We start from the raw sequence: 17993 nt of genomic DNA on the forward strand, positions 1-17993 counted from the left end.
GATCAGTCCTCCTTGTTGGTGGCGGTGTTCTCCCGCCTGAAAGATTCGTAAACGTCGAGCAGCACCTGCTTCTGCCGCTCGGTCAGATCGGTCGCGGCGACGATGGCGTCCGCCAACGCACCGCCTTCGCGCTGCTGGAGGATCCCGGCCTCGACGTAGAGCACTTCGGCCGAGATGCGCAGGCCCTTGGCGATCTGTTGAAGGATCTCCGCGGACGGCTTGCGCAGTCCTCGCTCGATCTGGCTGAGGTATGGGTTGGAGACACCCGCCTGCTTCGCCAGTTCCCGCAAGGAGATCTTGGCGGTGTTGCGCTGTTCGCGGATGTACTCACCGATGTTGCGGCCGAGGTCCGCGACTGCTTTGTCGATGGACTTGTCCACTGTTCCTGCTCCCGTTCCTCGTGCCACCAACTACGTTAGCGACGAGTGCTAGCTATTGCAAGCACCCTGCTAGCAATCGCTGCGTGTGCTCCGCCACAGGGATACCGTGGGAGGTGACATGAACAAGGCCGGGGTCCTGCGCACCGAGCTCGCCGACCACCTGCTCGGCGATGGCGTGCTGCACGAACCCAGATGGCTCAAGGCTTTCCGGGCCGTGCCGCGGCACGAGTTCCTGCCGCGCTTCTACCGTCAGCTGCCGGGCGGCGACTGGGAACGGATCACCGCGAGGCACCCGGACTGGCTGGAACTCGTCTACGCCGATCGAGTGTGGGTTACCCAGTTCGACGGCGATGACACGGTGACCGGCGGCACACCGACCTGTTCGTCGAGCATGCCCACCATCATGGCGATCATGCTGGAGGCCCTGGACGTCCACAACGGACAGACAGTGCTCGAGGTCGGCACCGGCACCGGCTACAACGCGGCTCTCCTGTGCCACGCCATGGGTTCCGCGAACGTGACGACGATCGACGTCGACCGGAACATTTCGCAACGAGCGCAGGAACGCCTGCGTCGCAACGGGTTCTTCCCGACCTGCGTCACGGCCGACGGCGCGCTCGGCCATCCGGAACGCGCGCCCTACGACCGCTTGCTCGCCACCTGCTCCGTCGCGACCATCCCGCCCGCCTGGCTGAAGCAGGTCAGACCCGGCGGTCTGGTGGTCACGACGCTGCACCGCCCGATCGGCGCCGGGCTCGTGCTGATCGTGTCCAACGGTGACGGCACCGGCGAGGGCCGCGTGCTCATGGAGGACGGCCGCTTCATGCCGATGCGCGCACACGCCCACCCGCCGGCGCTCGCGGGTGCCGGCACGTTCGAGAGGCGCGCCACCGAGGTGCCGCTCGACACCGTGGTCAACCCGGCCAGCCCCGCCGAGTTCTTCTCCGGCATCGCGCTGCCCGGAGTAGCCGCCGGCCAGGACTGGCTAGCCCATCCGGACGGATCCTGGGTGCACCACCACGGCTCGCACGTCGACCAGGGCGGCCCGCGCAGGCTGTGGGATCTCGCGGAGCAGGCCGTCGTCGACTGGCGCGACCTGGGCAAACCCCGCCGGCACCAGTTCGGGATCGAGGTGAGACCCGACGGCCAGTTCCTCACGCTCGGCGATCTGCGCTGGCATCTGTGATCAACAACCAAACGTCACGACACGAGTCACTGAATCGACTCCAGGCGGATGCGGTGCGTCATGATGCGTCGCATGTCCAGATTCCGCCAGCAGGCGTTGCTGGCCGGCTGTGTGCTGACCGCGTTGCTGACGGCGGCCGGTCTCTTCGTGACCGACCACGGCATCAACCCGCATTTGTGGCTGATCGTTCTGGCGCTGGCGTTTCTGGGCCTGCTGGCGTTGCTCGACCCGTGGGTCCGGCGCAGGCACAACGCCGCGCTGAGCACCGACGAGCACCTCGACGCCGCCTGCCGCGCGTTGGCGATCGGCCTGCAGGCGCAGTGGAACGAGGAGGTGCGGTCGCGCGGCCTCACCGACCCGGACGTGCTCGACCTGCACTGGACGGCCGCGGAACTGGACGTGAGCGACGAGCCGGACGCGCCGCCGGGACGCAGCGACGCGGTGGTGGGCGCCTTCGAACGGCAGATCAACCGCAGGATGGTGATCGTCGGCGAGGCGGGCACCGGCAAGACGACCGTCGCGATGCTGCTGACGTGTGGCCTGCTGGACCGCTACGACGGCGGCATGGTGCCCGTTCTGCTGCCGCTGTCGACGTGGAACCCGGCGGTCGAGGACATCCGCACGTGGCTCACGCGCCGGCTGTACGAGGACCACCCGGCGTTGCGCAACACCGAGCTGTACGGCAGCTACGCCGGCGACCTGCTGGTCGAGCAGCACAAGGTGTTGCCCGTGCTGGACGGTCTCGACGACATCCCCGCCCACCAGCGCGCGGACGCTCTGTCCCGCATCGCGAAGGCGTTCGGGGCGAAGCGCCCGATGGTGCTGACCTGCCGCACGGCCGAGTTCGCGCAGGCGGTCCATCTGGCCGGACCGATGCCAGGCGCGGACGTCGTCGAACTGGCGCCCCTCGACCTGGAGGAGGTCGCCGCCTACCTGCGGGCGAGCGCGGACAGCGTGGGCGCGGCGCGGTGGGAGCCGGTGTTCATCCAGCTGCGCGAGGAACCGGACGGCAGGCTCGCGGACGCGTTGTCGACGCCGCTGACGATGTGGCTGGCCAGCATGGTCTACGCGGACAGCGAGGCCGAGCCGACCGAACTGCTTGATCGCGGCCGTTTCCCGGACGCACGGGCGATCTCCGACCACCTCTGCGACGAGCTGGTCTCACGGGCGTTCGGCAACCGGGCGTTCGCGCACCACGCCGGCGCCACCCAGGTCTGGCCACGCGACCGGGCCCGCCGGTGGCTCGAGTTCCTCGCCCACGAGATGCGCGACCGCGACATCCGCGAACTGGCCTGGTGGGAGTTGCGCCGGTCGGTCGGCAACACCTGGCTCGCGGTGCTCGGCGCACTGGTGCTGGGCGCGATCGGCGGGTTCGGCGTCGGCTGGCTGATGGCGTACTCGATCACGCCGTCGCTCGCCCCGATCACCGGTCTGGTCGCCGGCATCGCCGTCGGTGCCGCCGCACTGACCGCGTCGAACGAACGCAAAGCCAAGCCACGTCTGGGGATCTGGCGCAGTCTGCTGCTCGTGCCCGGCGTGCTGGGGCTCGCCGGGGGTCTCGTCTTCGGTGCGCTGTACGGACTTTCCGCCGGGCTCGTGGTCGGGCTCGGACTCGCCGTGGCGGTCGCGCTGCGGTTCGCGTTGTCGAGCGCAGCCGAGCTCTCGCAGGCTTCCAGTCCTCAGTGGACGATGGCGCGCGACCGGATCGCGGTGTGGACCGGATCTCTCGTGCTCGCGGTGGTGTTCGGTTCGGCGGCGGCACTGGTGTTCGGTCCCGGCCAGACCGGCATGGTCGGGCTGGGTCTCGCGTCCGGCCTGATGCTCGGGTTCGCGCTCGCCGTGCTGCACCTGCGCTGGTGGTGGTTCACCGTCGCGCGGATCTGGCTGGCGTTGCGCGGAAAACTGCCGTGGGAGCTGATGGTCTTCCTGGAGGACGCGCGCAAGCTCGGCGTGCTCTGCCGGGCGGGAGCCTGCTACCAGTTCCGGCACGGACTGGTGCAGGACCGCCTGGCAGAGCACGAGGTGACTACTCGCTCTGCAACCCAAGTGCTCCGGTCGCCTTTCTCAGCGAAGGCAACGTCAGAGCAGTGACCGCCAGCACCAGCGCCATCGACGCGACGGTGAGCGCGGCGATGCCCGGCCAGTCGTAGGCGACCTCGGCGTTGAACACCCGCGTGACCATCACGCCGAGTCCGATGCCGGTGCCCACCGCGATCACCGTGGACAGCACCAGCGGCACGCCGTTCTGCCACAGCAGCGACCTGGCGAGCGTGCCGCGCGGCACCCCGGTGGCCGCCAGCACGGCGAGCGGGCGGCGGCGTTCGCGGACCTGTTCCAACGCCATGACCAGCAACGACGCCCCGGCCAGCAGCAACGTCAGCACCGCGCCCGCGAGCAACGCCCTGCGGATCGCACCGAAGATCAGCTCGATCTCGGCGGAGTCGTCCTGGCCGACGAAGTACGCGTGCACCCGCCAGCTGTAGTCGGCGATGGAGTTGCGCATGTGCTCGGCGGCGTCCGGCACCGCGAGGTCCAGCTCGGCCTGGAACTGGGGGTTGCCGTCGGTGAAGTCGATGCCCTTGGCCGCGGCAGAGGTGAGGTAGATGCCCGGACTGATGCCGGGAACCTCCTGCAGCGCGGGCAGGGTCCACGCGGTCCTGCCCTGGATCATGAGCACTTCGCCGGCCTCGCTCTCGGGCACGTCCCGCGCGAACCGCACCCGGTAGGCCTTGCCGTCAACGCAGTCCGTGACGTCCACCTGTGCTTTGAGCGCCGCACAAGTGCCGACGGAGACGTTCGTGGTGCGGTCGTTCGAGTCGATCGCATAGGTGCGGTCGAGCACGTGCACGGCCTTCACACCCTTGCTGCCCGCCACCGCTTTCTGCAGTCCGGCGGTGTCGATGTCGTCCTTGGGCGTCAGAGCGACGAAGTTGTGGGTCGCGTCCCGCTTCTCCTCGGAGACGACGTCCTTCTGCACGCTCGCGAGGATGACCTGGAGCGTCACCGTGCCGGCGAGCACCACGGCCACACCACCGACGACGCGCGCCGCCGTGCCCGCGTCGAGCTGCAACCGGCGCACCGCCAGCTGCAGCGCCGGAGTGGCACCGCGCATCCAGTTCGCGACCCGCTCCACCAGCCACGGCAGCAGCACCGGGATGCCCAGCATCAGCAGCACGACACCGGTGATGACGACGACCTGGAACGGGGTGTCCTTCTCCCCGGTGTCACCGAACTGGCTGGCCAGCAGCGCGATTCCGCCGGCCACCGGCACCAGGCGCCACCACAGCCTGCGCCGGACCGGCTTCTGGTGCCGGACCACGCCGAGCGGTTCGATGATCGTGCGGCGCATGGCGAACAACGACGTGAGAACCGCGAGCACCGGCACCGCCACCAGCACCACCGCCGCGAGTGGCGGTGCGGGCAGAAGATCGCCGGGGAAGAACGCGAGCTCGGCGACCGGAACGTCGTCGGCCAGCGGCCGCACCGCGAGGAAGAACCCGATGCCGAACACGAGCCCGGTCAGCGCGCCGACCAGCGTCTCACCGGACGCGATCAGCCGAACCCGGCTCGCTGCCGCGCCGACCAGCCGCAACGCCGCCAGCCGGCGGTCGCGCTGCGCCGCGGCGAGCCGGGTGGCGACGCCGACGAACACCAGCACGGGGAACAGCAGCACGACGATGCCGACCAGGCTGAGCATCCACAGCACCGGGTCGGGCCCCATGCGCTGGTACGCCCGCCCGTAGCCGTACACCTTGGTGCCGGAGTCCTCCGCGATCTTGCTGTCACCCGCGTAGAACTTCAGGTCGTGAGGTCCGATCAGGCCTGCCGCGCCGATCGTGCCGATCACCTTCTGCGGGAACCGGGGACGCAGCAGCTCACCGTCCGGCGACGCGAGCAGCTCCGCGAGCGCGGGCGACACGACGACCTCGCCGTCCTGCGGCAACCGTTCGAGGCCCGGTGGCACAGGAGCGTTCTGCGCGCGCACGTTGACGTACGTGCCGGGAATGTCGTGCGAGCGGAAGTGGACGTACATCTCCTGCGCGAGCACCGGTGCCGGGCCGTTGCCTTCGGTCACCGTGTTGCGCGCATCACCGCGGTCGTCCCGTGCGCTCAGTGCGTTCGGCAACGCGGCGGCGAGCAGCAACATCGCCACGCACAGACCGATGCCGACGCCCTGCAGCGCGAGCCTCCCCCACGACTTCCGGCTGCCCCCGACGGCCAGCCGGACGCCCAGAGCGAGATCGCCGATCACCTGCTTCATCGAGCGAACTCCACGTCCCTGGCCTTGCCGTCGCGCACGACGACCTCGCGATCGGAGTAGGCGGCGACGCGGGCCTCGTGCGTCACCAGCACGACCGCCGCGCCGGTCTCCCTGGCGGCCTTGGTGAGCAGGTGCATCACCCGCTCGCCGTTGAGCGAGTCGAGTGCGCCGGTCGGTTCGTCGGCGAAGATCACCTTCGGCCCGGTGACCAGCGCACGGGCGATGGCGACGCGTTGCCCCTGACCGCCGGACGTCTCACCGGGCCGCTGGTCGGCGACGGTGTCGACCTCCAGCTTGGCCATCCAGTCCTTCGCGGCACGTTCGGCGTTCTTGCGCTTCATGCCGCTGAGCCGCAACGGCAGCGCGACGTTCTCCAGGCAGGTCAGCTCGGGGACAAGCTGGCCGAACTGGAAGACGAACCCGAAGTCGGTGCGCCGCAGCTCACTGCGCTCCCGGTCGGACATCGAGGTGAGCTCGCGGTCGCCGTAACGGACCACGCCGGAGTCCGGCGGCAGGATGCCCGCGATGCAGTGCAGCAGCGTGGACTTCCCGGAGCCGGACGGCCCCATCACCGCCACGATCTCGCCGGCGCGCACGGTGAGGCCCGCCCCTTCGAGCGCATGCGTCTTGCCGAACGACTTGTGCAGGTCCTCAGCGCTCAACAGGCTCATTTCCCGACCTCCTGGGCCAGCTTGTCGATGCGGGCCGCGGTCAGTTCGAGCCACCGCAGGTCGGCTTCGAGGTGGAACAGGGCGAAGTCGCAGATCAGCTGGTCGGCGAGGTCGCCGTCCGCCTTGCGCCTGGTCAGGTCGCGCATCGTGGTGAGGTGCGCGGACCGTTGCGTGTCGAGCACGTCCTCGGCGCTGCGGCCGGACAGCAGGGCCAGCACGACCTTCGCGTACAGGGTGTTCTGCAGGTACGGCTCCGGCTTTTCCGGCGTGCCGAGCCAGCGTTCGACATCGGTGACCCCGGCGTCCGTGATCGCGTAGCGCTTGCGCTCCGGACCGTCGCCCGCCTCGACGCCCGCTTCGGTCACGAGGCCGTTCTTCAGCAACCTCGACAGGGTCGAATACACCTGTCCGTAGTGCAGCGGCCGGTCCTGACCAAAGCGCTCGTCGTAGGCGCGCTTGAGGTCGTATCCGTGCCTTGGACCGCCCTCTAGCAGCCCCAACAGTGCGTGTCCGATCGACATGAGGAGCACTATACACACCATGTATACACCGAGTGTATTCATCGGATGCCCTGACGAGCACTCGCCGTGGCGCCTACAGTGGAGGGGTGACTGGTCTGACTGTCGGCTGGGATCACGACGTCGAGCTGGTGCTCGACTTCCTGAACACTCGACACGTACTGGACAGTGAAGCCTCCTGGCGCGCCTGGGTGACCGAGCGCGGCCTGGGGCGGAGCGGGGAAATCGCACAGGCGCGCGCCGCGAGAGCGGCACTGCGGTCGTCCATCGAGGGGTCGTCAGGCCCTCAGACCGCGGCCGGTGTGGTCCACATCGAGCTGACCGACGGCGTCCCGGTGCTGTCCAGCTCGGACGCGCTCGGCGCGGTGCTCGCGGCCTCCGCCCGCCTGGCGGTGCTGGGATCGTGGGAACGGCTCAAGATCTGTCCGGCCGACGATTGCCTGCGTGCGTTCTTCGACCGTTCCCGCAACCGCTCGCGCACCTGGTGCTCGATGCAGGTCTGCGGCAACCGGGAGAAGGCCCGCACGTTCCGAAAACGGTCCCGTGCTCAGAACAGCACGTTGGCCACCGTGTAGATCACGAGGCCGGCCAGCGCGCCGACCACCGTGCCGTTGATCCGGATGAACTGCAGGTCCCTGCCGACCTGCAGTTCGATCTTGCGCGAGGTCTCCTCGGCGTCCCAGCGCTCGACGGTGTCGGTGATCAGCGTGGTGATCTCCGCGCGGTAGTTACCGACGACGTACCCGGCGGCCTGCTCCAGCCAGCCGTCGACCTTGGCGCGCAGTTCGTCGTCCGTCGTGAGGTTCGTGCCGAGCGTGATCAGGCCCTGCGTGACGCGCTTGCGGAGTTCGCTGGAGGGGTCCTCGGCGGCGTCGATCAGCATCTTCTTGGCCGTGCCCCAAGCACTGCTGATCAGCTTCTGGACGTCCGGGTGGGTGATCACCTGGTGCTTGACCTGCTCGGCCCGCTGCATGGTGACCGGGTCGGTCTGCATGTCCGTGGAGAACTCGAGCAGGAACTGGTCCACCGCGAGCCGCATCGGGTGGTTGACGTCGGTCTTGACCGCCCAGGAGAAGTTGACCAGCTCGGTGTAGACCTTGTCGCCGAGCAGCGCGTCGACGAACTTGGGCGACCACGTGGGCGCGCGGTCCGTGACAATCAGGCTGACCTTGTCGTAGTTGTCCCGCACCCACTCGTACGCGCGGTCGCACATCAGGTCCACGAGCTTGTGATGCGCGCCGTCGCTGAGCACCTGGTTGAGCAGCTTGCCCAGCGGCGGACCCCAGGGCTTCTCGGTGACCCGCTTGACGATCGCCTGCTCGAGAACGGCCTGGACCTCTTCGTCCTTGAGCACGGTGATCGCGCCCTTGATGACGTTGGCCAGCTCGTTCGTGACGCGTTCGGCGTTCTCCGGCTCCTTGATCCACGCTCCGGCCCGCTCGGCGATGCCCGCCCGCCGGAGCTTGTCCTGGACGATCTCGGGGCTGAGGAAGTTGACGCCTACGAAGTCGCCGAGCGTCTGGCCGAACATGTTCTTGCGTTCCGGGATGATCGCGGTGTGCGGGATCGGCAGTCCCAGCGGCCTGCGGAACAGCGCGGTGACCGCGAACCAGTCCGCGAGCGCGCCCACCATGCCGGCTTCCGCGGCGGCTCTCACATAACCCACCCACGCGCCTTCGAACGCGTGGGTGGCGAAGAAGATGACCGTCGCGCCTATCAGGAAGCTCGTCGCGACGAGCTTCATCTTGCGCAGGTCGGTGCGCTTCTGCTGGTCAGCGGCGGTCAGTTGCTCCACAACGCCATTGTCCGTGAAGATCCTGCGTTGTGCGGGTACCAGCGCTAGTTCCCCGGTTGCAGCCGTTCACGTCGACCATCTTCGCGGAGATGACGGCGCTGGCCGTGCAGCACGACGCCGTCAACCTCGGTCAGGGCTTCCCCGACACCGACGGTCCGGCGTCGATGCTCGCGGCGGCCCAGTCCGCGATCGGGTCGGGCGTGAACCAGTACCCACCCGGCCCCGGCATGCCGGTGCTGCGCAACGCGGTGGCGGCTCACCGTTCGCGGTACGGGCTCTCGTACGACCCGGACACCGAGGTCCTGGTGACCGTCGGCGCGACCGAGGCGATCGCGGCCTCGCTGCTGGCTCTGGTCGAGGCCGGCGACGAGGTCATCCTGATCGAGCCCTACTACGACTCCTACGCCGCTTCCGTGGCCCTGGCCGGGGCGACGCGGGTGACCGTCGGCCTGCGCGAGGACGCTTCCGGCCGGCTGGCTCTCGACGTGGACGCCCTGCGCGCTGCCGTCAGCCCTCGGACGCGAGCGATCCTGGTCAACTCGCCGCACAACCCCACCGGCACCGTGTTCCGCTTGGAGGAGCTCCAAGCCATCGCCGCGTTGTGCGTCGAGCACGACCTGCTGGCGATCACCGACGAGGTCTACGAGCACCTGGTGTTCGACGGCCTGGTGCACATCCCGCTGGCCTCGCTGCCGGGCATGGCGCCGCGGACGTTGTCGATCTCCGGCGCCGGCAAGACGTTCAACTGCACCGGCTGGAAGATCGGCTGGGTGTGCGGCCCCGCCGAGCTCGTGTCCGCGGTCCGGGCGGCCAAGCAGTTCATGACCTTCGTGGGCGGGGCGCCGTTCCAGCCCGCCGTCGCCCACGCCCTGACCACCGAACTGGACTGGGTCACCGGCTTGCGCGACTCGCTGGCCTCGAAGCGCGCGCGGCTGGCCGAGGGCCTGCGCGCGGCCGGTTTCGAGGTGCGGTCGTCTGAGGGCACGTACTTCATCTGCGCCGACGTCCGCCCGCTCGGCTACACCGACGGCCTGGCCCTGTGCCGCGACCTGCCCGCCCGAATCGGCGTCGCCGCGGTGCCGGTCCAGGTGTTCACGGACCGCCCAGCCGACTGGCAGCACCTGATCCGTTTCGCGTTCTGCAAGCAGGACGCGGTGATCGACGAAGCCGTGGAACGCCTCCACAAGCTGTAGTTGTCCACAAGTGTGGATGAGTTTCTCCACACCTGTGGACAACCCACTTTCGGGTGAGTCCGGGAGCCTTGACGCCGGAGTTCGACTCCAAATGGCATGGACTCGAACACTGAGGTTCTCATCGGGTGGCGTTCCGGCCTGCACGGCTGGGACGCCCTGGTCGAGCGCTACTCCCGGCTGGTCTGGTCGGTGCCCAGATCGTTCCGCCTGAGCCACACCGACGCCGCCGACGTCTACCAGTGCACCTGGCTCTGCCTGGCCGAACACCTGACCCGCATCCGCCAACCCGAGGCGTTGGGCACCTGGCTGGTCCGTACCGCCACCCGGCACTCCATCGCCGTGGTGCGGGCGCGCGGACGTGAGGTGTCGTTCGATCTGTGGGAGCCGGAGTCTCCCTTGCCTGCGCCGGACGAGGTCGCTCTGACCAACGACCGGCAGCGGCGGCTGTGGGCGGCGCTGGTGACGTTGAACGAGCGGTGCCAGCGGCTGCTGCGGATCGCTGCCCACAGCCCGGAACTGAGTTATGCACAGGTTGCGGAGGCCCTGGGGATAAAGGTGGGGAGCGTTGGCTCTACACGCAGCCGGTGCCTGGCTGAGCTGCGGCGGAAGGTGGGGGACCTGCGATGAGGGACGCACTGCTCCACGAGATCGCCGACCTGTTCAGCTCCGACTCCCCGCCGCCCGTGTCGGCACCCCGCGCGACCGGACTCGACCCGATGACCCCCGTCGACGAACCTGTCCGCGGCCCGTCGCGGCAGCTCGTGTTCCACGTCGGCGTCGGCCGGATGTACCTGCAGCTCGACTCCGGCGCGTCGAGCCTGCACCTCACCGGCGTGCTGGACGACAAGGGCGTGTCCGTCGAGGTCCGCTCACCCAGCTCCACCCAGGCCCTCCGCCCGGACGCCGAAGGGTGGTTCCGCGCCGACGTCAAGCCAGGGCCGTTGTGTGTGACCGTCCCCGAGCTGGGGCTGACCACGGGGTGGTTCGTCGCATGAGCGCCAGCGCCGATCCCCAGGCCACGATCGCGGCGACCGAGGTCCGCGGCACGAAGGCCGAGCGTGCCGACGCCCTGCACGACCTGAGCATCGCGCACGTCGAACTCGGGCGGCTCGACGTCGCCGCACGGTTCGCCCAGCGAGGGCTTCGGCTCACCGGTGAGGCGCGCTTTCACCTCACGCTCGCGTGGATCGACCTGGATCGGGGGCGACGCAAGCAGAGTCTCCGGCACCTCGACCTGGCCACGCCGCACCTCCGCGGGCCGGAGCTGGCGCGGGCCAGGTGCCTGCGCGGGCTGCATCTCTGCGGGTCGGCCGATCCCCGGCCGGCGATCGCGGAGCTCACGTCGGTCATCAGGGACCTGCGGAGATACAGCGATCAGCGGTGGCTGGCCAACGCGTTGATCGGCAGGGGGATTGCCCGGTGCGGTGCCACGAAGCTGGTGGACGCCGAGGCTGACTTCGCGGCCGCGCAGATGTTGTTGCAGGCCATCGGTGAGCCTGGGCGGGCGGCGATGTGCCTGCACAACAGGGGGTTCGTGGCGATGCTCGCCGGCGACCTGCCGCTGGCGTTGCGGCGGTACGAGGACGCGGCGAAGGCCGGGCTCGACTCGACGAGCAGGCCCGAGGCACTCGTGGACAGGGCTGAGGCGTTGCTGGCCGCCGGGCTCACCACCGAGGCGCGGCGGGTGCTGGCGCCTGCGTTGGAGTTGCTCAGCAAGTGCAATCGGCACGTGCCGGAGCTGGCGGTTCTCAGTGCGCGCTGTGCGTTGCGGGATGGGGATCCGGCGCCCGCGCGGAGGCTCGGGGGCACGGACGTCGAGTTCATGCTGGCCGCGGGGAAGCTGGATGCCGTTGCGGCGCATCGGTTTCGCGGGCCGGTGCAGACGCGGGCGCTCGGGTGGCTCGCACAGGCGCGCAGGTCCGACCGGCGTGGGGCGCTGGCTGCTTGCCGGGCCGGACTCCGGTTGCTCGACGAGCACCACGGGGACTGGCCGCGGGAGGAGCTGACCGGGCATGCGCTCGGGCTCGCACGGACCGCTCGCGAGGTGTTGCACTGGTCCGAGCAGCATCGTCGCTCGGCTCCCTTGCCTCTCAACGATCCTGAGCTCGCGCTGGCGCTCACGAGGCTGCGGCGGGCGAGAGCGTTCGGCCTGCCGTTGGAACCGTTCGAGAGGGACGTCCGCAGGCTTACCCTCGCCACGGCGGCACGGGTGCGGCGGTCGCCGGCCGAGTTGTCGGGACTACCGCTGGTCAGCTTCATCTTCCACAAAGGACGGATGCGGGCGGTGACGGTGCTGGACGGCCGCGCGAGAATGCGCGACATCCCCGATCCCGCCCGGCTGGTGACGGACGCCAGGCTGGCCGTGGCGGCCGGACGAGCGGTGCCTGAGCTGCTGCCCGACGTCGACGAGGTGGTGGTGATCCCGGACGGCGTGCTGCACGCGATGCCGTGGGCGGTGATCGGTCCCAGGGTCCACGTCGTTCCGTCGATGCGGCATTGGCGTCCGGCGAGCAACGGTGGCCATCGGGCCTGGGTTGCCGGTCCGAGGCTGCGGCACGAGGAAGTCACCGCGCTGCAGCGGGAACACGGCGGCGAAGCAGCGTCCACAGTGGAGGAGACGCTTCGAGTGCTGGAAGGTGCCGGGATCGCGCACATCGCGGCGCACGGGCACGTTCATCCGGAGAACCCGTTGTTCTCGTACCTGGAGCTGAAGGACGGCCCGCTCTACGGCTACGACATCGCCCGAATCCAGAACCCGCCGGAGATCGTCGTGTTGTCTGCCTGCGAGTCGGGGCTGGCCAGGGCGTTCCTCGACGCGGGCAGCAGGGCGGTGATCGCCAGCGTGCTGCCGGTGCCGGACGCGCAGGTCAGTGACGCCATGGCCGAGGTCCATCGGCTGATCGGGCACCCCGCGGAGGCGGCGCAGGCCGTCGCGCACCTCGGATTCAGTTGCTACGGCACCGGGACGAGAGTGGCGGCGTGCAGAGCGGCGGCGAACGAGGTGCCGGTGCACAGCGACTGAGTGCAGCCCACCGTTGCGGGCACGTCGACGCCGTCAACAACTACGTCCACCCACGGGCCGTGGCCGGAGAACGGCGCTGAGGCACCCACGGCCGTTACGGAAGACAGGGCGGCTGGCCACCACGGACGGGTGGAGGCGCCGTTGCCCGCGGCGGCGACCACGTTGTGGCCGTAGGAGGACAGGACAGGTGGGCATTCGTCGTTGAACGAGTACGTGCCGGAAGCGACCAGCACCACCGGGAGTGAGCGAGTGGCCTTCAACGCTGCCGCGAGGGTCAGGTCGTCGCCGAAGCCGTTCGGCGTAAGCACCGGGAACGGGCGGACGGTGGCGCCGTGGTGGCGCAGGACGCCGCCGACCAACGAGCCGTGCGGGGCGTCGAGAGGAGTGTCGAGCAACGCGACGGTGCCCTCGCCCAGGAGTTCCGGCAGCCGCTCGCCCACGACCGGGCGGGAGGTGCCGATCATGATCGGACAAGACACGTGGACGTGGTTCGGGGTGCCACCGACGTCGGCGGCGATGTCCACGACGCGCGCCCGATCGGACGCTTTGGTGTACATGCGGATGGCGCCGGAAGAGATCTCTTCGTGTGAGTAGGCGCCCCGCAAACGCTTGCGCACAGTGGGTGCGTCTGCGGGCAGCACGATCAATTCGCCCGAACGGACCAAACACTCGTTTGGACCCTCAGGATCGTGCACGTGCACCGGGCCGAGGGCACGGACGGCGTGATCCACCAGCTCAGAGAGGCTGCTGACCTGCTTTGGCGTGTCCACATCGGACACCATCCCCCGCCGCGACACGGTCCACAGGGGACCGAGGCGCAAAGTCACTCGATCCGATGACGACACTGACGGTGTTCATGCCTGATCAGGGCAACCCGGACAGCCGCACGTGGCCGCCCTTCCGGGTGTTTCACGCCGAGTCGGTTCGCAAAATCACTCACCAATGCTAGACATACCTCAACGTCGACCTCCGGCGGCGCTGTGACGTTGACGGTGACCTGAACGGTGGACGGGTGGTGATCCTGTGGCTGGTGGTGGAGCTGGTGCACTGCTGCTGCGGGCCGCTGCGCTCGGCGGGCTGACCGCCGCCGCCTGGCTGCTGAGCGGGACGTCCGCGTCCGCCAGCCCGGAGGAACCGCCGGCCGTCGAGATCACCGCAGATGCGTCGACCGCCGAGATCCCGCAGCTCCTCGAGGACCCCGCCGGATGGGCCAAGGCCTTCACCGCGTCGGTCGTCGAACAGCATCAGCCGGCCAAGCTCGTGCCGCCCGTGACGAAACCGGACAAGCCCGAGGAAGAGCCCGCGGACGAGGACGAGGGCCCGGTCCTCGACTTCACCGGCGGCAACCATGGCAACACGCGCTCCGGCACCGTGTCGAACCAGGCGCCGCCCGAGGTCATCCAGGCGAAGGCCCAGGTTCGCGCCGCCAAGGTCGCCGCGAGGCTCGCCGCCGCGTTGCCGCCGCCTCCGCCTCCGCCCGCACCGCCAGTCGTTTCCGTCAAAAAGGTCGTGCCGCTGCTGCCCGACCTGCCGGTACCCGCACCCGCGAAGGCCGACCCCGCGCCCGCGAGCGACCTGAACTGGACCACCCCCGGACCGGACGCGCCGCTGCCCTCTCCGCAGCAGGCACCCGTGACCGCGACGGCCTCCGCGTCGTCCGGCCACACCGACAACTCCGGCGGCACGCGCGGCGTGCTCGCCGTCCTGACGTCGCACAACTCGCTGTTCCCGCCCGCCACGTGGTCGGTGGAGGAACGCCGCGACGCATCGGTACCCGGCAGTGTTCCGGGTCTGCCGAGCACGTCACCCGACTGAGCAACACGGGACATCTCTGCCCTCTGCGCGATTTGTGACCGTCTAGTTCCGTCGCGCCAGTAACTCCTCCTCTTATTTCCCGTTGTACGCAAGGAACCCAGTCTTCCTGACCTGCCAACCGCGCCCTGGCAGGTCGGGTCTGGTCCGAGTGCCGCGCTGCCCCCGCAGTCTCGGACCACACGGGAAACCTGCGGACGGGGGACGCCAATCCCTGGGACGTCCCCCGCCGCAGGCCTCTCGTTGGCAAGTTCGTCGGCCCGGTCTTCACCGCTGTGGGAGACCGGGCCGACGTGTCTCACGCGACCGGCACCGACAGATCGGCATCCGCCGGAAAGCCTGTTCCTGCAACGGTTGCAGCCACCACACCCAAACGGCCGATGGCTTCGCGCAGCACCTCGGGCGATTGCGTGTACGGCACTCGGAGCATCTGCTCGCATCCGCCGTGCACCGCGAACCGGGGACCAGGGACGAGTCGCAGGCCGTGGTTCTGCGCCACCACCGCGATCCGCGTGCTCACCGGGCCGTCGAGCGTGCACCACACGCCGAGCCCGCCCGCCGGCACCACAAAACTCCACTGTGGACAGTGCTCCCGCAGCGCCGCGACCGTCACGTCCCGCTGCTCCAGGGCCTCCGCACGCCGTTGCCGCAGAACAGGTTCCGGATTCTCCAGCAACGCGGCCAGCACCAGCTGCTCGAACACCGGCGTGCCCAGGTCGATCGCCGCCCGCGTCGACAGCAGCCGGTGCACGATGTCCGCGGACGCCCTGATCCATCCGATCCGCAGTCCGCCCCAGTGCGACTTGCTCGCGGATCCCAGCGTCACCACCGAATCCCCGCCGAACGCGGCCATCGGCAACGGCGCCTCCGAGCCGTCCAGCGCAAGCTCCACCAAAGTTTCGTCGACGACCAAGGGAGTACGGGCTCTGCGCAGCACGGCGGCAAGCGCTTCCCGCGACTCGGACGACATCCGCAGTCCCGTCGGGTTCTGGAAGTCCGGGATCAGATAGGCCAAACGGGGGCCTGCCTGTCGCAAGGCGGCCTCATATCCGTCCAGATCCCAGCCATCACCCAGCATCGGCACCGGTACCGGGATGCCGAACGACGCCCGCACCGCCTCCAGCGCGTTGGGGTAGCTCGGCTGCTCCACCAGCACCCGGTCGCCGGGCCCGACGAAGAGCCGCAGCACCAACGCCCACGCGTGCTGAGCGCCGGACGTCACCACGATCTGGTCGGCGGAGGTCGGCAGGCCGCGCGAGGTGTACCGGTCCGCGATCCGTTGCCGCAGCACCGGCAACCCGCGCTCGTCGTATCCGTGCGACGCCAGGTGTTCCGGCATTTGGCCCAGCGCCACGTCCATCGCCATGCGCAGCGACGGCAACGCGGGAGGCGCGGCGCGGGACAGGTCGATCAACGTGTCGTCGCCACCGGTGATGCCACCACCGGCACCGACGGGCCCGTTGATCCACGACCCGGCCCCGCGCCGCGACTCCACCACCCCCTCGGCACGCAGCTGGTCCAACGCCGCGGTGATCGTGGTGCGGCTCACCGGCAGCGCGTCGGTGAGCTCGCGTTCGGACGGCAACCGGGTCCCGACGGGCAGCCGGCCGTCCGCGACCAGCAGTTTCAACGCCGCGGTGAGGTCGGCCGAACCCTGCCGGGCACCGCCGCGCCGCCACGACCCGAGCAGTCGCGCGAGCCGGGCACCCGATATACGTCCACCTGGTGGGAGCATGAGGCCAATTATCGCGAATTGGCTATGGATTACCAGTCCAATCGACGCTCAGTATGGCCACATGGCCACCATGACCGCACTCCACCAGGTCTCCGTCCGGATCTCACCCACTCGTCGCCTCGCCCAGCTGTTCGCCGGTCTGTGGCTCTACGGCGCGAGCATGGCGATGCAGATCCGCGCGACCCTCGGCCTGGATCCGTGGGACGTGCTCCACGAGGGCCTGACCAGACGCACCGGCCTGAGCTTCGGCCTGATCACCGCGATCACCGGCGTGCTGGTGCTGCTGGCGTGGATCCCGCTGAGGCAGAAGCCCGGGATCGGCACCATCGCGAACGTCGTGCTGATCGCGGTCAGCGTCGACGTGACGCTCGCGATCCTGCCAGCGCCACAAGGACTTGTGCCGCGAATCGTGCTGCTGACGCTGGGCATCGTGCTCAACGCTGTCGCGTTCGCCGCGTACGTCGGTTCGCGTCTCGGACCGGGCCCGCGCGACGGCATGGTGACCGGGTTCTGCCGCCGCACGGGCATTTCCCTGCGACTCGTGCGCACCGTCGTCGAACTGCTCGTGCTCGGCACCGGCTGGTTGCTCGGCGGCACCGTCGGCATCGGCACGATCCTTTACGCCGTCGGCATCGGCCCGCTCTCGCAGCTGTTCCTGCCGATGCTCACCTGGCGCGAGCGCTCGCAGCCCGCTTCCTGATCTCCTCGTAGGTGACCCCGCGCTCGGTCAGCACCTCGGCCACGATTCCCTTGCCCTGCAACAACGCCAGCAGGATGTGCTCAGCACCGAGGTAGTTGTGGCCGAGGTCGCGCGACTCGCGCAACGAGTTCTCCAGCACCTTCCTGAACGCGGGCTCCAGCGGCATGCCGAACCACCGCCGGCGCGGACCCGGCCGCAGCACACCGGTCCCGAGCGACTGCTCGACCGAGTCGATCACCTGGTCGACGTCGATCCCCAAGCCCCGCAACGCTTCCGCGTCGGCCTTTGTCAGGCCGCCCTTGCGCCGGTACTCGTGGAACGCCGCTTCCAGCTCCTCGCGCGGCAGGTCGAACCCCGCCAGCACCGGCGCGTCGAGCAACGCCAGCAGCAGGAACTCCACGCCCACCTCGCCGGCGTGCGCCTGTTCCGCGTCCCGCACCGCGGCCTTGACCGCCTCGCGGGCCTCCTTGGTGAACCGCTCGCCAACCATCATCGACCCCCGTGCTTCTTGTGCACCGCTTGGCGGGAGACCCCGAGTTCCGCCGCGATGTCCTGCCACGACCAGCCCTGGGCCCGCGCGCTGCGGACCTGGGCTGCTTCCAGATGTTCCAAAAGTCGCCGCAGCGCGGTGACGGCCCGCAACCCGACCTTCGGGTCGCGGTCTCCTGCCGCCGTGGCGAGATCCGTCGCTTCAGTCATGATGTCAACGTACGTTGACAA

The 17993-nt window shown here is 69.4% G+C and carries 18 protein-coding genes; 9 read left to right on the plus strand and 9 right to left on the minus strand.

Annotated features, from left to right (window positions below):
• Positions 1–2: 2 nt before the first annotated feature.
• Positions 3–380, minus strand: a complete 378-nt coding sequence (locus tag ACWGE0_RS34200) for a helix-turn-helix domain-containing protein (RefSeq protein ID WP_030477927.1) — start codon at positions 378–380, stop codon at positions 3–5.
• Between the two features lie 118 nt (positions 381–498).
• Here ACWGE0_RS34200 and ACWGE0_RS34205 point away from each other — a divergent pair, with 118 nt between their 5' ends.
• A complete protein-coding gene (locus ACWGE0_RS34205) occupies positions 499–1566 on the plus strand; it encodes a methyltransferase domain-containing protein (RefSeq protein WP_452265031.1) in 1068 nt (355 codons plus the stop codon).
• Positions 1567–1638: 72 nt separating this feature from the next.
• Positions 1639–3657, plus strand: coding sequence for an NACHT domain-containing protein (locus ACWGE0_RS34210; protein ID WP_452265032.1), 2019 nt, complete (start codon positions 1639–1641; stop codon positions 3655–3657).
• Here ACWGE0_RS34210 and ACWGE0_RS34215 read toward each other — a convergent pair.
• From ACWGE0_RS34215 to ACWGE0_RS34225, 3 genes are read right to left on the minus strand one after another with little or no spacing between them, the layout of a single operon-like run.
• Positions 3593–5827 (minus strand): FtsX-like permease family protein, encoded by a 2235-nt coding sequence (locus ACWGE0_RS34215; RefSeq protein WP_452265033.1) that lies wholly within the window; start codon positions 5825–5827, stop codon positions 3593–3595. The two genes, ACWGE0_RS34210 and ACWGE0_RS34215, sit on opposite strands and share 65 nt — an antisense overlap.
• Positions 5824–6498 (minus strand): ABC transporter ATP-binding protein, encoded by a 675-nt coding sequence (locus ACWGE0_RS34220; RefSeq protein WP_452265034.1) that lies wholly within the window; start codon positions 6496–6498, stop codon positions 5824–5826. Before ACWGE0_RS34220 ends, ACWGE0_RS34215 begins: the two co-directional genes overlap by 4 nt.
• A complete protein-coding gene (locus ACWGE0_RS34225) occupies positions 6495–7019 on the minus strand; it encodes a PadR family transcriptional regulator (protein ID WP_452265035.1) in 525 nt (174 codons plus the stop codon). The genes ACWGE0_RS34220 and ACWGE0_RS34225 overlap by 4 nt, the downstream gene beginning before the upstream one ends.
• 86 nt (positions 7020–7105) lie before the next feature.
• Here ACWGE0_RS34225 and ACWGE0_RS34230 point away from each other — a divergent pair, with 86 nt between their 5' ends.
• The gene (locus ACWGE0_RS34230; protein WP_319969607.1) at positions 7106–7591 is read left to right on the plus strand and encodes a CGNR zinc finger domain-containing protein; all 486 of its coding nucleotides are present in this window, start codon (positions 7106–7108) and stop codon (positions 7589–7591) included.
• On the opposite strand, the gene ACWGE0_RS34235 is transcribed toward ACWGE0_RS34230, so the two are convergent.
• Positions 7564–8811 carry a DUF445 domain-containing protein gene (locus tag ACWGE0_RS34235; RefSeq protein WP_452265036.1) on the minus strand — a complete coding sequence of 416 codons (1248 nt, stop codon included), beginning with the start codon at positions 8809–8811 and terminating at the stop codon, positions 7564–7566. The genes ACWGE0_RS34230 and ACWGE0_RS34235 overlap by 28 nt on opposite strands.
• 29 nt (positions 8812–8840) lie before the next feature.
• Here ACWGE0_RS34235 and ACWGE0_RS34240 point away from each other — a divergent pair, with 29 nt between their 5' ends.
• The 4 genes from ACWGE0_RS34240 (at position 8841) to ACWGE0_RS34255 (ending at position 13026) form a co-directional block, all read left to right on the plus strand.
• Complete coding sequence (locus ACWGE0_RS34240; RefSeq protein WP_452265037.1) at positions 8841–10004, plus strand: pyridoxal phosphate-dependent aminotransferase; 1164 nt, start codon at positions 8841–8843, stop codon at positions 10002–10004.
• Positions 10005–10100: 96 nt separating this feature from the next.
• Entirely contained in the window at positions 10101–10631 is a 531-nt protein-coding gene (locus tag ACWGE0_RS34245; RefSeq protein ID WP_452265038.1) for an RNA polymerase sigma factor, read from the plus strand.
• A complete protein-coding gene (locus ACWGE0_RS34250) occupies positions 10628–10999 on the plus strand; it encodes a hypothetical protein (protein WP_452265039.1) in 372 nt (123 codons plus the stop codon). Before ACWGE0_RS34245 ends, ACWGE0_RS34250 begins: the two co-directional genes overlap by 4 nt.
• Positions 10996–13026, plus strand: coding sequence for a CHAT domain-containing protein (locus tag ACWGE0_RS34255; protein ID WP_452265040.1), 2031 nt, complete (start codon positions 10996–10998; stop codon positions 13024–13026). Before ACWGE0_RS34250 ends, ACWGE0_RS34255 begins: the two co-directional genes overlap by 4 nt.
• On the opposite strand, the gene ACWGE0_RS34260 is transcribed toward ACWGE0_RS34255, so the two are convergent.
• Positions 12957–13667: a S8/S53 family peptidase gene (locus ACWGE0_RS34260; protein ID WP_452265041.1), complete on the minus strand. Its 711-nt coding sequence runs from the start codon at positions 13665–13667 to the stop codon at positions 12957–12959. The two genes, ACWGE0_RS34255 and ACWGE0_RS34260, sit on opposite strands and share 70 nt — an antisense overlap.
• 382 nt (positions 13668–14049) lie before the next feature.
• Here ACWGE0_RS34260 and ACWGE0_RS34265 point away from each other — a divergent pair, with 382 nt between their 5' ends.
• Positions 14050–14841, plus strand: a complete 792-nt coding sequence (locus tag ACWGE0_RS34265) for a hypothetical protein (RefSeq protein ID WP_452265042.1) — start codon at positions 14050–14052, stop codon at positions 14839–14841.
• 295 nt (positions 14842–15136) lie between these two features.
• Here the strand turns inward: ACWGE0_RS34265 and yczR are convergent, their stop codons facing one another.
• Complete coding sequence (gene yczR / locus ACWGE0_RS34270) at positions 15137–16573, minus strand: MocR-like transcription factor YczR (protein WP_452265043.1); 1437 nt, start codon at positions 16571–16573, stop codon at positions 15137–15139.
• 61 nt (positions 16574–16634) lie between these two features.
• On the opposite strand from yczR, the gene yczE reads away from it, so the two are divergent.
• Positions 16635–17273, plus strand: coding sequence for a membrane protein YczE (gene yczE, locus ACWGE0_RS34275; RefSeq protein ID WP_319969616.1), 639 nt, complete (start codon positions 16635–16637; stop codon positions 17271–17273).
• Here the strand turns inward: yczE and ACWGE0_RS34280 are convergent.
• Positions 17239–17766 carry a Clp protease N-terminal domain-containing protein gene (locus ACWGE0_RS34280; RefSeq protein WP_319969617.1) on the minus strand — a complete coding sequence of 176 codons (528 nt, stop codon included), beginning with the start codon at positions 17764–17766 and terminating at the stop codon, positions 17239–17241. The two genes, yczE and ACWGE0_RS34280, sit on opposite strands and share 35 nt — an antisense overlap.
• Complete coding sequence (locus ACWGE0_RS34285) at positions 17763–17972, minus strand: helix-turn-helix domain-containing protein (RefSeq protein WP_086665473.1); 210 nt, start codon at positions 17970–17972, stop codon at positions 17763–17765. The genes ACWGE0_RS34280 and ACWGE0_RS34285 overlap by 4 nt, the downstream gene beginning before the upstream one ends.
• Positions 17973–17993 lie beyond the last annotated feature (21 nt).

This window comes from Lentzea sp. NPDC054927, assembly GCF_053610285.1.